This is a genomic window from Ruegeria sp. CF2, assembly GCF_056537385.1.
Genome location: NZ_JBQFRL010000006.1, coordinates 1 through 15,612 on the forward strand (window position 1 = coordinate 1; position 15,612 = coordinate 15,612).

28 protein-coding genes are annotated in these 15,612 nt (G+C 57.2%); 26 read left to right on the forward strand and 2 right to left on the reverse strand.

Features of this window, described 5'->3' with window-relative positions; all coding sequences use genetic code 11:
* The 6 genes from ACR0IR_RS17865 to ACR0IR_RS17890 all read left to right on the forward strand — a co-directional run.
* A partial coding sequence (locus ACR0IR_RS17865) for an EF-Tu C-terminal domain-related protein (protein WP_217359872.1) occupies positions 1–86 on the forward strand: 86 nt, incomplete at its 5' end.
* A gap of 235 nt (positions 87–321) precedes the next feature.
* Positions 322–1,269 (forward strand): aldo/keto reductase, encoded by a 948-nt coding sequence (locus ACR0IR_RS17870; protein WP_170366445.1) that lies wholly within the window; start codon positions 322–324, stop codon positions 1,267–1,269.
* A gap of 222 nt (positions 1,270–1,491) precedes the next feature.
* Positions 1,492–1,806, forward strand: a complete 315-nt coding sequence (gene rpsJ, locus ACR0IR_RS17875; RefSeq protein WP_008756422.1) for a 30S ribosomal protein S10 — start codon at positions 1,492–1,494, stop codon at positions 1,804–1,806.
* Positions 1,807–1,824: 18 nt separating this feature from the next.
* Positions 1,825–2,550 carry a 50S ribosomal protein L3 gene (gene rplC / locus ACR0IR_RS17880; protein ID WP_170343454.1) on the forward strand — a complete coding sequence of 242 codons (726 nt, stop codon included), beginning with the start codon at positions 1,825–1,827 and terminating at the stop codon, positions 2,548–2,550.
* On the forward strand, positions 2,547–3,164 hold the full coding sequence (gene rplD, locus ACR0IR_RS17885) for a 50S ribosomal protein L4 (RefSeq protein ID WP_170366443.1): 618 nt from the start codon (positions 2,547–2,549) through the stop codon (positions 3,162–3,164). Before rplC ends, rplD begins: the two co-directional genes overlap by 4 nt.
* Positions 3,161–3,457 carry a 50S ribosomal protein L23 gene (locus ACR0IR_RS17890; RefSeq protein WP_093965341.1) on the forward strand — a complete coding sequence of 99 codons (297 nt, stop codon included), beginning with the start codon at positions 3,161–3,163 and terminating at the stop codon, positions 3,455–3,457. The genes rplD and ACR0IR_RS17890 overlap by 4 nt, the downstream gene beginning before the upstream one ends.
* Before the next feature lie 54 nt (positions 3,458–3,511).
* Here the strand turns inward: ACR0IR_RS17890 and ACR0IR_RS17895 are convergent, their stop codons facing one another.
* Positions 3,512–5,113 (reverse strand): ATP-binding protein, encoded by a 1,602-nt coding sequence (locus ACR0IR_RS17895; RefSeq protein ID WP_170366441.1) that lies wholly within the window; start codon positions 5,111–5,113, stop codon positions 3,512–3,514.
* A 327-nt stretch (positions 5,114–5,440) separates the two neighbouring features.
* Here ACR0IR_RS17895 and rplB point away from each other — a divergent pair, with 327 nt between their 5' ends.
* From rplB to ACR0IR_RS17930, 7 genes are all read left to right on the forward strand, one after another.
* On the forward strand, positions 5,441–6,283 hold the full coding sequence (gene rplB, locus ACR0IR_RS17900) for a 50S ribosomal protein L2 (protein WP_170366439.1): 843 nt from the start codon (positions 5,441–5,443) through the stop codon (positions 6,281–6,283).
* A gap of 3 nt (positions 6,284–6,286) precedes the next feature.
* A complete protein-coding gene (gene rpsS / locus ACR0IR_RS17905) occupies positions 6,287–6,565 on the forward strand; it encodes a 30S ribosomal protein S19 (RefSeq protein ID WP_005980699.1) in 279 nt (92 codons plus the stop codon).
* Between the two features lie 3 nt (positions 6,566–6,568).
* Entirely contained in the window at positions 6,569–6,949 is a 381-nt protein-coding gene (gene rplV / locus ACR0IR_RS17910; protein WP_039538267.1) for a 50S ribosomal protein L22, read from the forward strand.
* Positions 6,949–7,659 carry a 30S ribosomal protein S3 gene (gene rpsC / locus ACR0IR_RS17915; RefSeq protein ID WP_093965346.1) on the forward strand — a complete coding sequence of 237 codons (711 nt, stop codon included), beginning with the start codon at positions 6,949–6,951 and terminating at the stop codon, positions 7,657–7,659. Before rplV ends, rpsC begins: the two co-directional genes overlap by 1 nt.
* 12 nt (positions 7,660–7,671) lie before the next feature.
* Entirely contained in the window at positions 7,672–8,085 is a 414-nt protein-coding gene (gene rplP, locus ACR0IR_RS17920) for a 50S ribosomal protein L16 (RefSeq protein WP_005980704.1), read from the forward strand.
* 125 nt (positions 8,086–8,210) lie between these two features.
* A complete protein-coding gene (locus ACR0IR_RS17925) occupies positions 8,211–8,612 on the forward strand; it encodes a YybH family protein (RefSeq protein WP_480779153.1) in 402 nt (133 codons plus the stop codon).
* 75 nt (positions 8,613–8,687) lie between these two features.
* Positions 8,688–9,308 (forward strand): 2OG-Fe(II) oxygenase family protein, encoded by a 621-nt coding sequence (locus ACR0IR_RS17930; RefSeq protein WP_170366435.1) that lies wholly within the window; start codon positions 8,688–8,690, stop codon positions 9,306–9,308.
* 16 nt (positions 9,309–9,324) lie between these two features.
* Here the strand turns inward: ACR0IR_RS17930 and ACR0IR_RS17935 are convergent, their stop codons facing one another.
* Positions 9,325–9,732, reverse strand: coding sequence for a thermonuclease family protein (locus tag ACR0IR_RS17935; protein ID WP_217357167.1), 408 nt, complete (start codon positions 9,730–9,732; stop codon positions 9,325–9,327).
* Between the two features lie 490 nt (positions 9,733–10,222).
* Here ACR0IR_RS17935 and rpmC point away from each other — a divergent pair, with 490 nt between their 5' ends.
* From rpmC to ACR0IR_RS18000, 13 genes are all read left to right on the forward strand, one after another.
* Positions 10,223–10,429: a 50S ribosomal protein L29 gene (gene rpmC / locus ACR0IR_RS17940; RefSeq protein WP_093965352.1), complete on the forward strand. Its 207-nt coding sequence runs from the start codon at positions 10,223–10,225 to the stop codon at positions 10,427–10,429.
* 4 nt (positions 10,430–10,433) lie between these two features.
* Positions 10,434–10,664, forward strand: a complete 231-nt coding sequence (gene rpsQ / locus ACR0IR_RS17945; RefSeq protein WP_170342963.1) for a 30S ribosomal protein S17 — start codon at positions 10,434–10,436, stop codon at positions 10,662–10,664.
* Positions 10,665–10,740: 76 nt separating this feature from the next.
* The gene (gene rplN, locus ACR0IR_RS17950; RefSeq protein ID WP_005621870.1) at positions 10,741–11,109 is read left to right on the forward strand and encodes a 50S ribosomal protein L14; all 369 of its coding nucleotides are present in this window, start codon (positions 10,741–10,743) and stop codon (positions 11,107–11,109) included.
* A gap of 2 nt (positions 11,110–11,111) precedes the next feature.
* On the forward strand, positions 11,112–11,423 hold the full coding sequence (gene rplX / locus ACR0IR_RS17955; protein ID WP_093965356.1) for a 50S ribosomal protein L24: 312 nt from the start codon (positions 11,112–11,114) through the stop codon (positions 11,421–11,423).
* The gene (gene rplE, locus ACR0IR_RS17960; RefSeq protein WP_093965358.1) at positions 11,416–11,976 is read left to right on the forward strand and encodes a 50S ribosomal protein L5; all 561 of its coding nucleotides are present in this window, start codon (positions 11,416–11,418) and stop codon (positions 11,974–11,976) included. The genes rplX and rplE overlap by 8 nt, the downstream gene beginning before the upstream one ends.
* A gap of 19 nt (positions 11,977–11,995) precedes the next feature.
* A complete protein-coding gene (gene rpsN / locus ACR0IR_RS17965; RefSeq protein WP_093965360.1) occupies positions 11,996–12,301 on the forward strand; it encodes a 30S ribosomal protein S14 in 306 nt (101 codons plus the stop codon).
* Between the two features lie 13 nt (positions 12,302–12,314).
* Entirely contained in the window at positions 12,315–12,707 is a 393-nt protein-coding gene (gene rpsH, locus ACR0IR_RS17970; RefSeq protein ID WP_093965361.1) for a 30S ribosomal protein S8, read from the forward strand.
* An 11-nt stretch (positions 12,708–12,718) separates the two neighbouring features.
* Positions 12,719–13,252: a 50S ribosomal protein L6 gene (gene rplF, locus ACR0IR_RS17975; protein ID WP_093965363.1), complete on the forward strand. Its 534-nt coding sequence runs from the start codon at positions 12,719–12,721 to the stop codon at positions 13,250–13,252.
* A gap of 11 nt (positions 13,253–13,263) precedes the next feature.
* Positions 13,264–13,623, forward strand: a complete 360-nt coding sequence (rplR, locus tag ACR0IR_RS17980) for a 50S ribosomal protein L18 (protein WP_170366431.1) — start codon at positions 13,264–13,266, stop codon at positions 13,621–13,623.
* Between the two features lie 114 nt (positions 13,624–13,737).
* Positions 13,738–14,301: a 30S ribosomal protein S5 gene (rpsE, locus tag ACR0IR_RS17985; RefSeq protein ID WP_093965365.1), complete on the forward strand. Its 564-nt coding sequence runs from the start codon at positions 13,738–13,740 to the stop codon at positions 14,299–14,301.
* A 12-nt stretch (positions 14,302–14,313) separates the two neighbouring features.
* Entirely contained in the window at positions 14,314–14,502 is a 189-nt protein-coding gene (rpmD, locus tag ACR0IR_RS17990; RefSeq protein WP_093965366.1) for a 50S ribosomal protein L30, read from the forward strand.
* 237 nt (positions 14,503–14,739) lie between these two features.
* Complete coding sequence (locus tag ACR0IR_RS17995) at positions 14,740–15,075, forward strand: ArsR/SmtB family transcription factor (RefSeq protein WP_170342961.1); 336 nt, start codon at positions 14,740–14,742, stop codon at positions 15,073–15,075.
* Entirely contained in the window at positions 15,068–15,523 is a 456-nt protein-coding gene (locus tag ACR0IR_RS18000; RefSeq protein ID WP_170366427.1) for an SRPBCC domain-containing protein, read from the forward strand. The genes ACR0IR_RS17995 and ACR0IR_RS18000 overlap by 8 nt, the downstream gene beginning before the upstream one ends.
* The last annotated feature ends 89 nt before the right edge of the window (positions 15,524–15,612 follow it).

Genomic DNA, 15,612 nt, shown 5'->3' on the forward strand with positions numbered 1-15,612 from the left:
TCGCCATGGAAAACGGTCTGCGCTTCGCCATCCGCGAAGGCGGCCGCACCGTCGGCGCAGGCGTCGTGTCCAAAATCATCGAGTAAGGCGCGCCTGTCGCGCCCGGTTGCGGCAGGTGGTTTTCCAAAGCGAAGCCAGCTGAAAGCAACTTGGTGAGAAACCAAAGAAGGCCGTCCCAAACCGGGGCGGCCTTTTTCGTTAAGTCCCCAAAACATTGGTTGCGCACATCTTGGTGTTGCACGCGAATACGCCAAGCTTGCGTTGAGCGGCGCCCCTCGACACAATTGCAGTCAGAATTGTCCAGTAGGGGAGGATGGTGGGATGACCACGCATGTTGAAATCGGCCGGACTGGGGTCAGGTTGCCGCAAATAGGGTTCGGTTCAACAGGGCTGGGAAGCATTCCACAGATATATGGATACGAAGTAGACGAAAGCCGTGCACTGGATACCATTAGGACAATTCTCCAGCGTCCGGACGGCTTCATTGATACAGCGCGCGGGTATGCGTTGGGCCGAAGCGAAGAACGTATCGGGCAAGTCATTCGCGAGCTGGGCGGGTGGCCCGAGGGTCGGGTTCTCTCCACGAAGCTGGACCGGGACATGGAGAGTAACAGGTTTGATGCGACACAAGCGCGAAGGTCGCTTGAAGCAAGCCTTGAAGCCCTTGGCGTCGACCAGGTGGATATTCTTCACCTTCATGACCCTGAATACGCCGCAGATCTTTCCGAAGTGACCGGCACGGGCGGCGCGCTTGACGAGCTGTTTCGGATGAAGGAAGAAGGCTTGGCCAAAGCTGTGGGGCTTGCCGGTGGTCGAATTGACGTCCTGATGCCTATGCTGCGCGATCGTGAGTTCGACGTCCTTCTGACGCACAACAGGCATACAGTCGTCAACGTGAATTCCGCTCCGCTGATTGAACTCGCGCGTTCCAAGGGAGTGACCGTTCTGAATGCGGCGCCCTATTCCGGAGGAATATTGGCCAAGGGAAGTTCCGCTCATCATTTCTACGTATATCAGCCTGCAACCGAAGCCGTTCTGGGCCCAGTTCGTGCGGTCGAGAGTATCTGTTCCCGCTACGATGTCCCGTTGGGGGCGCTAGCGTTGCAATTCTCGGTCAAAAACGCAGATATAGCTTCGACAATCTGCGGCGCGACATGGCCGCAGCACGTGGACCAGACATTCGAATGGGCCGACTGGTCTATCCCGGGTGCGGTCTGGACAGAGCTGGCGGAATTGGGGCAATCCCAAAACGATCCTGAAGCCGGGTAGGGTCTTCAAGATTCAGCGCGGCGGCCTATCACTTGTTGGACAATCCGCATTTGGAGCTGGGTGGCATTTCCCCCTTGCCAAACAGCGCCAACCCCACTAAACCGCGCGAGTTCTCGGTGAGAACGTGAAGGCGGGGTGATTCCCGCCTTTTGGGTTCGATGAGGGTTGGCGATGAGCGCCCGTCCTCCTCTCAACTCCAACGCCTGAAAAAAGGCTGTTAATATGCAAAGCCAAAACATCCGTATTCGGCTGAAGGCATTTGACTATCGCGTCCTGGATGCCAGCACGCAAGAGATCGTCAACACTGCAAAGCGGACCGGCGCGAACGTGCGCGGCCCGATCCCGCTGCCGAACAAGATCGAGAAGTTCACGGTTCTCCGTGGCCCTCACGTTGACAAGAAATCCCGCGACCAGTTCGAGATCCGCACGCACAAGCGTCTCTTGGACATCGTAGATCCGACCCCCCAGACCGTGGACGCGCTGATGAAGCTCGACCTGGCCGCTGGTGTGGACGTCGAGATCAAGCTGCAGTCGTAAGATCGGAGGGTATTGATGATGCGCTCTGGTATTATCGCAAAAAAAGTCGGCATGACCCGCCTGTTCATGGAAGACGGCAAGCAGATCCCTGTGACCGTTCTTCACCTGGACAACCTGCAGGTCGTTGCACAGCGTACCGCTGACAAAGACGGCTACACCGCCGTTCAGCTGGGCGCCGGTGCCGCCAAGGCAAAACGCACCTCGAAGGCCATGCGCGGCCACTTCGCCGCCGCCAAGGTCGAGCCCAAGCGCAAGCTGGCCGAGTTCCGCGTGTCTGAAGACGCGCTGATCGAAGTGGGCGCCGAGATCTCGGCAGATCACTTCCTGGCTGGTCAGAAAGTTGACGTTTCGGGCACCTCGATCGGTAAAGGTTTTGCCGGTGCAATGAAGCGCCACAACTTCGGTGGTCTGCGCGCCTCGCACGGTGTTTCGATCAGCCACCGTTCGCACGGTTCGACCGGTCAGTGTCAGGACCCGGGCAAGGTGTTCAAAGGCAAGAAGATGGCCGGTCACATGGGTGCTGCCCGTGTTACCACCCAGAACCTCGAGGTTGTCAAAACCGACGCCGACCGTGGTCTGGTCTTCATCAAAGGCGCCGTTCCCGGACCGAAATCGGGCTGGGTTACCGTCAAGGACGCCGTCAAGAAGAAAGCACCGGAAGGCCTGCCTTTCCCGGCTGCTGTGAAATCGGCTGCAACCGAAGCACCTGCGGAAGAAGCACCCGCGGAAGGTGGTGAAGCATGAAACTTGATGTAATCAAACTGGACGGCAAGAAAGCCGGCAACATCGAGCTGGATGCGGACCTGTTCGGCCTGGAGCCGCGCGCGGACATCCTGCACCGTGTGGTCCGTTGGCAGCGCAACAACGCGCAGGCCGGCACCCACAAGGTGAAGACCCGCTCGGAAACCAGCTACTCGACCAAGAAGATCTATCGCCAGAAGGGCACCGGTGGCGCACGTCACGGTGACCGCAACGCGCCGATCTTCCGCAAGGGTGGCATCTACAAGGGTCCGACCCCGCGTTCGCACGGCCACGACCTGCCGAAGAAGTTCCGCAAGCTGGGCCTGCGCCACGCACTGTCGGCCAAGGCCAAAGCCGGTGAGCTGGTCGTGATCGAAAGCGCCGAAGCCGAAGGCAAGACCGCCGCACTGGCCAAGCAGGTTGCAAGCCTGGGCTGGAAGCGCGCTCTGGTCATCGACGGCGCCACCGTGAACGAAGGGTTCGCCCGCGCAGCCCGCAACATCGAAGGTCTGGATATCCTGCCGTCGATGGGCGCAAACGTCTATGACATCCTCAAGCGTGACACCCTGGTGCTCACCAAAGCGGGTGTCGAAGCACTGGAGGCTCGACTGAAATGAGCGCGAAGGCAGAACACTACGACGTGATCCGCAAGCCGATCATCACCGAGAAAACGACCATGGCCTCTGAAAACGGCGCGGTTGTCTTTGAAGTGGCGATCGATAGCAACAAGCCGCAGATCAAAGAGGCCGTCGAGGCGCTGTTTGGTGTGAAGGTCAAGGCGGTGAACACCACCGTGACCAAAGGTAAGGTTAAGCGGTTCCGCGGCCAGCTGGGCAAGCGGAAAGACGTCAAGAAGGCCTATGTGACCCTGGAAGAGGGCAACACCATCGACGTGACCACCGGTCTCTGATCGGACCCGTCTTTGGAGAGAGATGAAAGCCCCCGCCGAAAGGCGGGGGTTTTTCTATGAAAATCCACTAGACTCGTAGAAATCACGCAGTTCTAACACAGCTCTTCTCACCGAGCGATAGTCGTCATCAGGCACTTCGATATTTCCGGTATCAGAAATTTCCATGCCTTCAAAAAGAAAGCCTGTCGGGGACTTAACCGTATTGATAAGGTCTACGTAGCATCCGTAGTCCACTTTCCAGACTTGATAGCGAACACCGGGTTCATCCTGGGCAGAATATGATCGCCTTGCGATGTGAAGCATTCGTTCGTCAAATAGGAACTCAATTGTTGGGTCGCTAGTGTCTGTGCGCAAAAGGAATGCTCGAGCTCGCTTTCGGTCGATTACCTCGTCACGAATCCAGTGGAGCAGGCTTTGCGCGAACTTATTTGTGTCTAGGTTTCTTTGTTTGTCGCGCTCGAACCAATCTTTTGCCGCAGTTCTAATTTCGTTCATGGATATTTTTGTTTGGTCGGATCGCATTGCAGCAAGTTGAAGGATGTTAATGAAGTCACGAGCGACTCCTTCTGATGCTCGTACCAGTTCTGCGAATACGCGATCCTGTGAGAATATCGAATTGACAACTTGGCTGGGACTACTCTCCTTCAACCCTTGGTCGCCCGCAAAAGCTTCCAAGTGTTGAAAGAGCAGACTCTTAAAGAAGTCAACGGCAGTCTGAGCGCTCACGTCATAGACAAAATAGTCGTCCAAATTGATGTCTGCGGAGATATCTGAGCCAAGCTCAAAGCCTACTCTGTAATTATCGAAGTCAATTCGGAAAATAGATCGGAACTCAATCGCTGCGATAACCACAGAAATGTTCTGAATTGGCAGGATAGCTCTGCGGACAAAATCGGCGAGATATGGTTGAAGATCTTCAGGAAGGGAACTCCACTCATCCAAAAGCAACCAAATTCGTCCGTCAATGTGTTGAGCTATATCCGTGAGCGCGGATGCTGCATCACCCATATTTACAGATAGCCTGGGTTCGCCGTTTACGGTTACTTCATCTTTATTGTGATCGTCGTATGAGGCAGAAAGGCCTGCGGAAGCCTTAGCCTTTGCCGTCGTCGGGCTAATTTGTCCCGAACCTTTGAGCTCAGCTTTGACAGATCGATCGCTTGCTGTTTGGCGGCGAACTTGTTGAGTTTCGGAGATTAATATTGTCTTTACGCAATTTGCGAGCTTATCCAAAGAATGCTCGATCGCCTTGCCGCCATACTTAGAACGCGGATCAGTTATTCTTTCGAGCAGCTTTTCGTGTACGGTCGAAATCAAATCACGAACAAGCCTGGTGGCCCGCGCCCCGGCATCAAGATTCCTATCGGAATAGATAGAGTTGTTGGATCCCAAAGTCCGCAAGTCTATGGATATCGCCAGATCGCCCTTAGCGGTCACCGTATTGGCAACATAAGAAAGAATATGTGTTTTCCCGGTGCCCCTGCGGCCAAAAATTATCCGGCTGTCGCGACTCTTCAGGGCTCCATCTATTCTTCTGATCGAAACGAAGCTTTTAGCCTGTTCTTCAGGCGTCAGATCTTCGGCCCGCTTTGAAATCTGTTGCAGCAAATCGACTGCTTCTACTGGCTTACTGAATAGCGTTTTCAAAATTTTCACTTAAGCTCCTGTTTTCAGATAATTTACCGCTTATGCCAAACACCGAAAAGATAGATTCGTTGAGTGGCTGCGGCAAGGCTGCCTTTGGGGTTGTTCCACCTTGTACGTTTCGGCTTCAAAAGATATCCGCGCAAGCAAATTTGAAACCCCTATTGCCCCCCACCCCCAACCCTGCTAAACGCTCCCAATCTTGCGGCCTCGGATTCGTTCCGGGGCCTCTGATATTTGCAACCGGGGACCTTCGGGGCCCTATAACCTGGGCACCTACGGGGGCCTCTCACATAGCGGGGATTGATCCTCGCGCTTGCTAAACGGAAGACAGAAAGCATGGCACTCAAGTCGTACAAACCGACGACGCCGGGCCAGCGCGGGCTGGTGCTGATCGACCGTTCGGAGCTTTGGAAAGGACGTCCGGTCAAGTCTCTCACTGAGGGTTTGACCAAATCGGGCGGCCGGAACAACACCGGACGGATCACTTCACGCCGCCGTGGCGGTGGCGCAAAGCGTCTCTACCGGATCGTTGACTTCAAACGAAACAAACTGGATGTGGCGGCAACCGTCGAGCGGATCGAATACGACCCGAACCGGACCGCATTCATCGCACTGATCAAATATGACGACGGCGAGCAGGCCTATATCCTGGCGCCGCAGCGTCTGGCGGTTGGCGACAAAGTCATCGCTTCGGCCAAGGCCGACATCAAGCCCGGCAACGCGATGCCGTTCTCGGGCATGCCGATCGGTACCATCGTGCACAACATCGAGATGAAGCCCTGCAAGGGCGGTCAGATCGCGCGTGCAGCGGGCACCTACGCCCAGTTCGTCGGCCGCGATGGCGGCTATGCCCAGATCCGTCTGAGCTCGGGCGAGCTGCGCATGGTGCGCCAGGAATGCATGGCCACCGTCGGTGCCGTGTCGAACCCCGACAACAGCAACCAGAACCTCGGCAAAGCCGGTCGTATGCGCCACAAGGGCGTGCGTCCGTCGGTCCGTGGTGTTGCCATGAACCCGATCGATCACCCCCACGGTGGTGGTGAAGGCCGGACCTCGGGTGGCCGTACGCCGGTTACGCCTTGGGGTAAGGACACCAAGGGTAAGCGTACCCGCAACAAGAACAAAGCGTCCCAGAAGCTGATCATCCGCTCGCGGCACGCCAAGAAGAAAGGGCGTTAAGACATGTCTCGCTCTGTTTGGAAGGGTCCTTTCGTCGACGCTTACGTGCTGAAAAAAGCCGAAGCTGCGCGCGAGTCGGGCCGCAACGAAGTCATCAAGATCTGGTCGCGTCGTTCCACCATTCTGCCCCAGTTCGTGGGTCTGACCTTTGGTGTGTACAACGGCCAGAAGCATATCCCGGTAAACGTCTCGGAAGACATGATCGGTCAGAAGTTCGGTGAGTACTCGCCGACCCGGACCTATTATGGCCATGCCGCAGACAAAAAAGCGAAGCGGAAGTAAGTCATGGGCAAGGAAAAGAACCCCCGCCGCGTGGCTGAAAACGAAGCAATGGCAAAAACCCGTATGCTTCGCACCAGCCCGCAGAAACTGAACCTGGTTGCGCAAATGATCCGCGGCAAGAAAGTCGAGAAGGCTCTGACCGACCTGACTTTCTCGAACAAGCGTGTCGCGCAGGACGTAAAAAAGTGCCTGCAGTCCGCAATCGCGAACGCCGAAAACAACCACAACCTGGACGTGGACGAGCTGATCGTCGCCGAAGCATGGGTTGGTAAGAACCTGGTCATGAAGCGCGGCCGTCCGCGTGCCCGTGGCCGTTTCGGCAAGATCATGAAGCCGTTCTCGGAGATCACCATCAAGGTGCGTCAAGTTGAGGAGCAAGCCTAATGGGACATAAAGTCAATCCGATCGGCATGCGCCTTCAGGTCAACCGTACCTGGGACAGCCGTTGGTACGCAGATACCAAGGACTACGGTGATCTTCTGCTGGAAGACCTCAAGATCCGTGAGTTCATCAAGAAAGAGTGCAAGCAAGCCGGCATCGCCCGTGTGATCATCGAACGTCCGCACAAGAAGTGCCGCGTCACGATCCACACCGCGCGTCCCGGTGTCATCATCGGCAAGAAAGGCGCGGACATCGAAGTTCTGCGCAAGAAGATCGCGCAGATGACCGACAGCGAACTGCACCTGAACATCGTCGAAGTGCGCAAGCCGGAACTCGACGCGCAGCTGGTTGCCGAGTCGATCGCTCAGCAGCTGGAGCGCCGCGTTTCGTTCCGCCGCGCGATGAAGCGGTCGGTTCAGAATGCCATGCGCATGGGCGCCCTGGGTATCCGGGTGAACGTCGCTGGTCGTCTGGGCGGCGCCGAAATCGCACGGACCGAATGGTACCGCGAAGGCCGCGTGCCTCTGCACACCCTGCGTGCCGACATCGATTACGCACATGCCGAAGCGATGACCCCCTACGGGATCATCGGGATCAAGGTCTGGATCTTCAAAGGTGAGATCATGGAGCACGATCCGCAGGCACGTGACCGTAAAGCACAGGAACTCCAGGACGGCCCTGCACCTCGTGGTGCTGGTGGCGGTCGTCGCTAAGGAGGGAAAGATATGCTTCAACCAAAGCGTACAAAATTCCGCAAGATGCACAAAGGCCGGATCAAGGGCGAAGCCAAGGGCGGCTCGGATCTGAACTTTGGCACCTACGGTCTGAAGGCCCTGCAGCCCGAGCGCGTCACCGCACGCCAGATCGAAGCTGCGCGTCGTGCCATGACCCGTCACATGAAGCGTCAAGGTCGCGTCTGGATCCGGATCTTCCCGGATACTCCCGTGACTTCGAAGCCTACCGAAGTCCGTATGGGTAAAGGTAAAGGCTCGGTCGACTACTGGGCAGCCAAAGTGAAGCCCGGTCGCGTGATGTTCGAGATCGACGGCGTCAACGATGAAATCGCGCGCGAGGCTCTGCGCCTGGCTGCGATGAAGCTGCCGATCAAGACCCGCGTGGTGGTCCGCGAGGACTGGTAAACCGGTCTTGCTAAGACTTCAGAAAACCCCGCCGAACCGGCGGGGTTTTTTGTTTTTCGGATGGTTTGGGTTAGGCTGAACTTCAGCTTTTGATATTCGGAAAAGCCTAGAACAGGGGGCCTCAAATGGTTTCGACGTCAGAGATTGAAAAGATTGACGACGGCTTCTTTGCCGCACTGAACGCAATGTTCGAGGGTGACGTTGCGCCGATGGAGGCGCTGTGGTCGCATGCGGACGATGTCATCTATATGGGGCCGTCACCCGAGCTGTTTCACGTCGGGTGGAAAGTCACGGATCAGGATTGGGTCGCGCAGGGTCGGGCGCATCTGGGCGGGTCGATCAAAGTGCTCAACCGGCATGTTGTGGTTGGGGATACGCTTGCCACTGTGCATCACGTCGCCGAGGCGTCGGGGCAGGGCGATGGGTCCGGTATCCGGATGCGCGGCACGAATGTCTATCGCCATGAAGGTGGAGCGTGGAAGCTGATCGCGCATCACAGCGACCCGTTGCCCTATATTGACTTGTGACAGCAGCGGGGGTTTTCCAAATTCGAAGAAAGTTCCTCTATCGCGCCTTGGCGTCGAATGGGGTAATGGACGCCCATGGCACAGATTGAATCACTCTTCGTTACCCGTCTCTACCGCGCCGCTCTGTCTGAGTTCGAACCAAGGATCGATCCGGAGGAGTTGGAGAACTCGTGTCTTGTCATCGCTGAGGATGACGAGGCCGGGCAGGAGTGGTGCGAAAAGAACGGCTATCCGGGTTACACCAGCTATGCCTCGTTGACTGATCTGCCCTGGCGGTTTCCGATCTTTCAGGACTTGGTGAAGACGTTGGATCAGCACGTGGCTGCATTCGCAAAAGACCTTGAGTTTGATCTGGATGACCGGGAATTGAAGCTGGAGGATCTTTGGATCAATATCCTGCCCGAGGGTGGAATGCACGCCAGCCACATCCATCCACACAGTGTGATTTCTGGAACGACCTATGTGTCAATGCCGGAAGGCGCCAGCGCGCTGAAGCTTGAAGACCCCCGCTCGGGCCGCATGATGGCCGCGCCGGTGCGCCGCAAGGGCGCCCGACGCGAACTACAGCCCTTCATTTATATGAAGCCGAAGGTCGGCGACGTTCTGCTGTGGGAAAGCTGGCTGCGCCACGAGGTGCCGATGAACATGGCCGAAGAAGAACGGATTTCGGTGAGCTTCAACTACAAGTGGGAGTGAACCCTTAGGCGCGTATTCAACTGCCCGCATTGTGCCGGTTTGATCTGCGCCGATAGGCGACGACTGTCGTCGTCCTGCGAACCGAAATCGATGCGTGACCGAAAGCCCCATTCCGCAGTCGTTCTCTGGCGCCGGTCGGTTCGAGATGCCTATACCTTCCCTGTGAAAAGAAAGGCAGGTCCAGCGCAAGCCCCCTTTTGACCAGCTCCGCGCCGATGTCCTGCCCATTGGGTAGGTATCCAATTCCAACTAACCGGTCGTAGGATGTTTCGCCGTTCAGCTTGACGGTAATCTCCTGACCTTTGCAGATTTCGACCATCGTCCACTTTGCCTTTAGGCCCCATGGCATGTCCATCTCGGGCGCATCAATGCCGGCTAGACGGATCTTTGTTCCACGGACAATGATTGTGTCGCCATCGATCACATAAGCGCGCCCCGTCAGAACGCGGTTGGAGGGAACAACACTCGGCTGTTGTCGCGGGATTGCGCGTTTCCGCGTGGAGGCTTGCGGAGGCTTTTGGTGGCCTCTATGACGGGCGACAAGGCGTGGTTTTCTTGATATTAAGACAACTAGAAGTGCCGCGAACCCAATTAGGACAACCAGTTCCATTTTTTCTACCGTTCCTAAGTCAGCGGGATAAAGATACTTCAAGGGTTTCACGTGTCTTTTGAGTTTCGGCCAAACCCGTTTCCACAGAAGACAACGCGCAAGTGGTCAGGTTCTGACGTGACCCGTTGGTTGCCTGGTTCTGGTTGCAAAACTTTCCCTTGCCACCCACCCACCAAACCCTTATACGGCGGCATCCTGCGGTCTCCCGGCGTTGTCGGGCGATTCGCATGTCTATCATTCATCCACCAGGTCCAAGGTGACCCGTGTACGGGGCCTTCTGGTGTTTTGAGCAAAGGAAAAGGCGATGAACGCCCAAGAACTGCGTGAAAAGACCCCGGACCAGCTCCGCGAGGAACTGGCCAACCTGAAGAAAGAAAGCTTCAACCTGCGCTTTCAACAGGCCACCGGTCAGCTGGAAAACACTGCTGGTATCAAAGCGGCCCGCCGCAATGCTGCCCGCGTCAAAACCATTCTGAACGAAAAGGCCGCTGCCGCGGCATCCGAGGAGTAATCAGATGCCCAAGCGTATCCTGCAAGGCACCGTGACCAGCGACGCCAACGAACAGACCATCACCGTTCTGGTCGAGCGCCGTTTCAAGCACCCTCTGCTGCAGAAAACCGTTCGTAAGTCCAAGAAATACCGGGCTCACGACGAAAAGAACGCCTTCAAGGTCGGCGACACCGTACGCATCATCGAATGCGCGCCGAAATCGAAGACGAAACGTTGGGAGGTTCTGGAGGCCTAAGCCTCCGGGACTTTTCCATTTGTCGAAACCCTGGGGGATTTAACAAGACCAGCCCCCACAGGTCGGGAGAAACCACATGATCCAGATGCAGACCAATCTGGATGTCGCTGACAACTCCGGCGCCCGCCGAGTTCAGTGCATCAAGGTCCTGGGTGGTTCCAAGCGTAAATACGCCTCCGTCGGCGACATCATTGTCGTCTCGGTGAAGGAAGCCATCCCGCGCGGCCGCGTGAAGAAAGGTGACGTCCGCAAGGCCGTCGTCGTGCGCACCGCCAAAGAAGTCCGTCGCGAAGACGGCACCGCGATCCGCTTCGATCGCAACGCCGCCGTCATCCTGAACAACAACAACGAGCCCGTCGGTACCCGTATCTTCGGCCCCGTTGTTCGTGAACTGCGCGCGAAGAACTTCATGAAGATCATCTCGCTGGCTCCGGAGGTGCTGTAATCATGGCTGCTAAACTCCGCAAAGGCGACAAGGTCGTCGTGCTGGCCGGCAAGGACAAGGGCAAAGAGGGGACTATCACCTCGGTCGACCCCAAAGCCGGCAAAGCTGTCGTTGATGGCGTGAACATCGCCATTCGCCACACCCGCCAGTCGCAAACGTCGCAAGGTGGCCGCCTGCCCAAAGCTCTGCCGATCGACCTGTCGAACCTGGCCCTGCTGGACAAGAACGGCAAGGCAACCCGCGTCGGCTTCCGCATGGAAGGTGACAAGAAGGTTCGTTACGCCAAGACCACGGGGGACGTGATCGATGCTTGATGCTGCAACCTACACCCCGCGTCTGAAAGCTCAGTACGCTGAAACCATCCGTGCCGCTCTGAAAGAAGAGTTCGGCTACAAGAACGATATGCAGATCCCCAAGCTGGAGAAGATCGTTCTGAACATCGGCTGTGGTGCCGAGGCGGTGAAGGACTCGAAGAAGGCGAAAGCCGCGGTCGAGGATCTGACGGCGATCGCCGGTCAGAAGGCCGTTTCGACCAAGGCGAAGAAGTCGATCGCGGGTTTCCGCGTCCGTGAAGACATGCCGCTGGGCGCCAAGGTGACCCTGCGCGGCGACCGGATGTACGAATTCCTGGACCGTCTGATCACCATCGCGATGCCTCGCGTACGTGACTTCCGCGGTGTGAAACCGTCCTTCGATGGCCGTGGCAACTTTGCCATGGGCATGAAAGAGCACATCGTGTTCCCGGAAATCGACTTCGACAAGGTCGACGAGGTCTGGGGCATGGACATCGTAATTGCCACCACAGCGAAAACCGACGCTGAAGCAAAGGCACTGTTGAAAGCTTTCAACATGCCGTTCAACGCGTAAGCGCCGGGAGGATTGAGACATGGCTAAAAAAGCAATGATCGAACGCGAGAAGAAGCGCGCACGCCTGGTGGCACAGTATGCCGAAAAGCGTGCGGCTCTGAAAGAGATCGCGAATGACGAGAGCAAGCCGATGGAAGAGCGTTTCAAAGCGCGTCTGAAACTGGCGAAACTGCCGCGCAACAGCTCGGCTACCCGTCTGCACAACCGTTGTCAGCTGACCGGTCGTCCCCACGCTTACTACCGTAAGCTGAAGGTCAGCCGTATCGCGCTGCGCGAGCTGGGTTCTGCTGGTCAGATCCCCGGCATGGTGAAATCGAGCTGGTAAGGGAGAGACAGATATGAACGATCCTATCGGCGATATGCTCACCCGCATCCGCAACGCGCAAATGCGCGGCAAGTCCACCGTTATCACTCCGGCGTCGAAACTGCGCGCCTGGGTTCTGGACGTGCTGGCGGACGAAGGCTATATCCGCGGCTATGAAAAGACGACCGGCGAAAACGGTCATCCGGCTCTGGAAATCAGCCTGAAATACTACGAAGGCACTCCTGTCATTCGCGAACTGAAGCGGGTCTCGAAGCCCGGCCGTCGCGTATACATGGGCGTCAATGACATCCCGCAGGTTCGTCAGGGCCTGGGCGTGTCGATTGTCAGCACTCCGAAAGGTGTGATGTCGGACGCAAACGCTCGCTCCAACAATGTTGGCGGCGAAGTGCTCTGCACCGTCTTCTAAGGAGGTCTGCAATGTCTCGTATTGGTAAGAAACCGGTCGAGCTGCCCAGCGGCGTTACCGCCTCTGTGTCGGGTCAGACCATCGAAGTCAAAGGTCCGAAAGGCACCCGCAGCTTCACCGCAACCGATGACGTCACCCTGACGGTCGAAGACAACGTGGTCAAAATCGACCCGCGTGGTTCGTCCAAGCGTGCGCGTCAGCAGTGGGGCATGAGCCGCACCATGGTCGCCAATCTGGTGACCGGTGTGACCGAAGGCTTCAAGAAGGAACTGGAAATCCAGGGCGTGGGTTACCGCGCTCAGATGCAGGGCAACACCCTGAAGCTGAACCTGGGCTACAGCCACGATGTTGATTTCGTTGCTCCGGAAGGTGTCACCATCACCGCGCCGAAGCAGACCGAGATCGTTGTGGAAGGCATCGACCAGCAGCTGGTGGGCGAAACCGCGGCGAAAATCCGCGAGTGGCGCCGTCCCGAGCCGTACAAAGGCAAAGGCATCCGCTACAAGGGCGAGTTCATCTTCCGCAAGGAAGGCAAGAAGAAGTAAGGACGAACACAATGGCAAACAGCAAAAGAACCCTGTTTCTGAAGCGCCGCCTGCGCGTTCGGAACAAACTTCGCAAGGTCAACGCGGGTCGTCCGCGTCTGTCCGTACACCGTTCGAACAAGAACATCTCCGTTCAGCTGATCGACGACGTACGTGGCGTGACCCTGGCCTCGGCCTCGACCCTGGAAAAGGATCTGGGTGTTGTTGGCAAGAACAACGTCGAAGCGGCCACCAAAGTGGGCGCAGCCATCGCCGAGCGGGCCAGGAAGGCCGGCGTCGAAGAGGCTTATTTCGATCGTGGCGGCTTCCTGTTCCACGGCAAGGTGAAGGCAGTTGCCGACGCTGCGCGTGAAGGCGGCCTGAAAATCTAAGACCTGTGGGCGGGTTTCGATCCGCCCCGATGATCCGGGGGCCTCGGCGTTAGCCGAGGCTCACTTGGATTGAAGAAAACGGCGCCAAGCGCCACATGAGAAAAGGGATGCCAAATGGCAGAACGTGAAAACCGTCGGGGCCGTGGCCGCGACCGTGAAGAAGCACCGGAATTTGCCGATCGTCTGGTCGCAATCAACCGCGTGTCGAAAACCGTAAAAGGTGGTAAGCGCTTTGGCTTCGCCGCTCTGGTGGTTGTTGGCGATCAGAAAGGCCGCGTGGGCTTTGGCAAAGGTAAAGCGAAAGAAGTACCTGAAGCCATCCGCAAGGCGACCGAGCAAGCCAAGCGTCAGATGATCCGCGTGCAGCTGCGCGAAGGCCGGACCCTGCACCACGACATCGAGGGCCGTCACGGCGCCGGTAAAGTGGTCATGCGCACCGCGCCGGAAGGTACCGGTATCATCGCCGGTGGTCCGATGCGTGCTGTGTTCGAAATGCTGGGCGTGAAGGACGTTGTGTCCAAGTCGCTGGGCTCGCAGAACCCGTACAACATGATCCGCGCCACCATCGACGGCCTGAAGAAAGAACAGAGCCCGCGTTCGGTTGCCGCGCGTCGTGGCAAGAAGGTCGCCGATATCCTGCCCAAGCGGGATGAAGCACCGGCTGAAGCCGAAGCGTAAGGAGAGCGAGCAATGGCAAAAACCATCGTCGTCAAGCAGATCGGTTCCCCGATCCGTCGCCCCGCCGAACAGCGCGCAACCCTGATCGGTCTGGGCCTGAACAAGATGCACAAGACCCGCGAATTGGAAGACACTCCGTCGATCCGCGGCATGGTCAACAAGATCCCGCATCTGGTTGAGATCATCGAAGAGCGCGGCTGAGCGCCAACTTCGAAAGCCTAATGAACGCCTCCGATTTGATCGGGGGCGTTTTCATTTTTGGCCGTCGCCTGCGCGGAATGTCGGAAGACCGCCTTTTGCGTTGAACTTGGCCAAGGCCTGGCCAGGAACTCACAGGTAGACACCTTTTTTGCCCTCTGTCCTGACCTTTAAATTAAAAACATAGCCAAACGGCTAACTTTTTCTTGACGCGGGCGGCGCGTTGAAATACTTAGCCTAATGGCTAACAAACTCGATACATTTTTTTCTGCGCTGGCCGATCCGACCCGGCGTGCCGTGATCGAACGGCTGATCACTGGCCCAGCGGCCGTGTCAGAGCTGCACGAAGCGCACGACATGGCTCTTCCTTCGTTTCTGAAGCATCTCGGCAAACTGGAATCCGCTGGAATGATCCGTTCGGAGAAGATCGGTCGGGTTCGCATGTTGCATATCGAAGCCGCCCCGATCGCCGAGGCGGAAGGTTGGTTGAAACAACAACGTCACCTCTGGGAAGGCCGGCTGGATCGCCTGTCCGCACTTGCCGAGCAAATTGAAAAGGAATCCGACGATGGCTGATTACGAAACTTTGATCCTGGAACGCGAGATTGCCTGCGCTCCCGACCGGCTGTTTCAGGTGTTGACCGACCGCGAGTTGCGCCAGAAGTGGGCCGCACCAGACGATGAAAGCGTAGTTTTGATCGATGTGTTCGACTGTCGACCCGGAGGCCGTGAGGAAACGCGGTGTGGACCGAAAGAGGCGCCCGAGTTCAATACGACCAGCCTGTTCCACGTAGTCTCGCCGGAGTTTCTTTCATTGACCGAAACACTGGTCATTCAAGGAGAGTTGGTCTCGGTCTCGCTGTGCGGCCACGAAATCATGCCGAATGGCCGGGGCACTACGCTGCGCGTCACGTTGCAGATCACAAGCCTGGCCGGGCCAGAACTGTTCCAGGACTACAAAGGTGGCTGGTCTGCTGCTTTGGACAACCTGTCCCGGCTTGCGGCCAGTAGCGGTCACTCCTGATTTGCGCCGCCATGCCAAAAATGCATAGCGGCCAGTCCAAAACCATCGTTGTTAGCGTTAACTTAAGTCCCTATCTCAACCCTGTCCAA

What these genes read in the sequence shown, in the direction of transcription:
- ACR0IR_RS17870 (WP_170366445.1), top strand. Translation starts at nt 322, where the DNA reads ATGACCACGCATGTTGAAATCGGCCGGACTGGGGTCAGGTTGCCGCAA.
- rpsJ (WP_008756422.1), top strand. Translation starts at nt 1,492, where the DNA reads ATGCAAAGCCAAAACATCCGTATTCGGCTGAAGGCATTTGACTATCGC.
- rplC (WP_170343454.1), top strand. Translation starts at nt 1,825, where the DNA reads ATGCGCTCTGGTATTATCGCAAAAAAAGTCGGCATGACCCGCCTGTTC.
- rplD (WP_170366443.1), top strand. Translation starts at nt 2,547, where the DNA reads ATGAAACTTGATGTAATCAAACTGGACGGCAAGAAAGCCGGCAACATC.
- ACR0IR_RS17890 (WP_093965341.1), top strand. Translation starts at nt 3,161, where the DNA reads ATGAGCGCGAAGGCAGAACACTACGACGTGATCCGCAAGCCGATCATC.
- rplB (WP_170366439.1), top strand. Translation starts at nt 5,441, where the DNA reads ATGGCACTCAAGTCGTACAAACCGACGACGCCGGGCCAGCGCGGGCTG.
- rpsS (WP_005980699.1), top strand. Translation starts at nt 6,287, where the DNA reads ATGTCTCGCTCTGTTTGGAAGGGTCCTTTCGTCGACGCTTACGTGCTG.
- rplV (WP_039538267.1), top strand. Translation starts at nt 6,569, where the DNA reads ATGGGCAAGGAAAAGAACCCCCGCCGCGTGGCTGAAAACGAAGCAATG.
- rpsC (WP_093965346.1), top strand. Translation starts at nt 6,949, where the DNA reads ATGGGACATAAAGTCAATCCGATCGGCATGCGCCTTCAGGTCAACCGT.
- rplP (WP_005980704.1), top strand. Translation starts at nt 7,672, where the DNA reads ATGCTTCAACCAAAGCGTACAAAATTCCGCAAGATGCACAAAGGCCGG.
- ACR0IR_RS17925 (WP_480779153.1), top strand. Translation starts at nt 8,211, where the DNA reads ATGGTTTCGACGTCAGAGATTGAAAAGATTGACGACGGCTTCTTTGCC.
- ACR0IR_RS17930 (WP_170366435.1), top strand. Translation starts at nt 8,688, where the DNA reads ATGGCACAGATTGAATCACTCTTCGTTACCCGTCTCTACCGCGCCGCT.
- rpmC (WP_093965352.1), top strand. Translation starts at nt 10,223, where the DNA reads ATGAACGCCCAAGAACTGCGTGAAAAGACCCCGGACCAGCTCCGCGAG.
- rpsQ (WP_170342963.1), top strand. Translation starts at nt 10,434, where the DNA reads ATGCCCAAGCGTATCCTGCAAGGCACCGTGACCAGCGACGCCAACGAA.
- rplN (WP_005621870.1), top strand. Translation starts at nt 10,741, where the DNA reads ATGATCCAGATGCAGACCAATCTGGATGTCGCTGACAACTCCGGCGCC.
- rplX (WP_093965356.1), top strand. Translation starts at nt 11,112, where the DNA reads ATGGCTGCTAAACTCCGCAAAGGCGACAAGGTCGTCGTGCTGGCCGGC.
- rplE (WP_093965358.1), top strand. Translation starts at nt 11,416, where the DNA reads ATGCTTGATGCTGCAACCTACACCCCGCGTCTGAAAGCTCAGTACGCT.
- rpsN (WP_093965360.1), top strand. Translation starts at nt 11,996, where the DNA reads ATGGCTAAAAAAGCAATGATCGAACGCGAGAAGAAGCGCGCACGCCTG.
- rpsH (WP_093965361.1), top strand. Translation starts at nt 12,315, where the DNA reads ATGAACGATCCTATCGGCGATATGCTCACCCGCATCCGCAACGCGCAA.
- rplF (WP_093965363.1), top strand. Translation starts at nt 12,719, where the DNA reads ATGTCTCGTATTGGTAAGAAACCGGTCGAGCTGCCCAGCGGCGTTACC.
- rplR (WP_170366431.1), top strand. Translation starts at nt 13,264, where the DNA reads ATGGCAAACAGCAAAAGAACCCTGTTTCTGAAGCGCCGCCTGCGCGTT.
- rpsE (WP_093965365.1), top strand. Translation starts at nt 13,738, where the DNA reads ATGGCAGAACGTGAAAACCGTCGGGGCCGTGGCCGCGACCGTGAAGAA.
- rpmD (WP_093965366.1), top strand. Translation starts at nt 14,314, where the DNA reads ATGGCAAAAACCATCGTCGTCAAGCAGATCGGTTCCCCGATCCGTCGC.
- ACR0IR_RS17995 (WP_170342961.1), top strand. Translation starts at nt 14,740, where the DNA reads ATGGCTAACAAACTCGATACATTTTTTTCTGCGCTGGCCGATCCGACC.
- ACR0IR_RS18000 (WP_170366427.1), top strand. Translation starts at nt 15,068, where the DNA reads ATGGCTGATTACGAAACTTTGATCCTGGAACGCGAGATTGCCTGCGCT.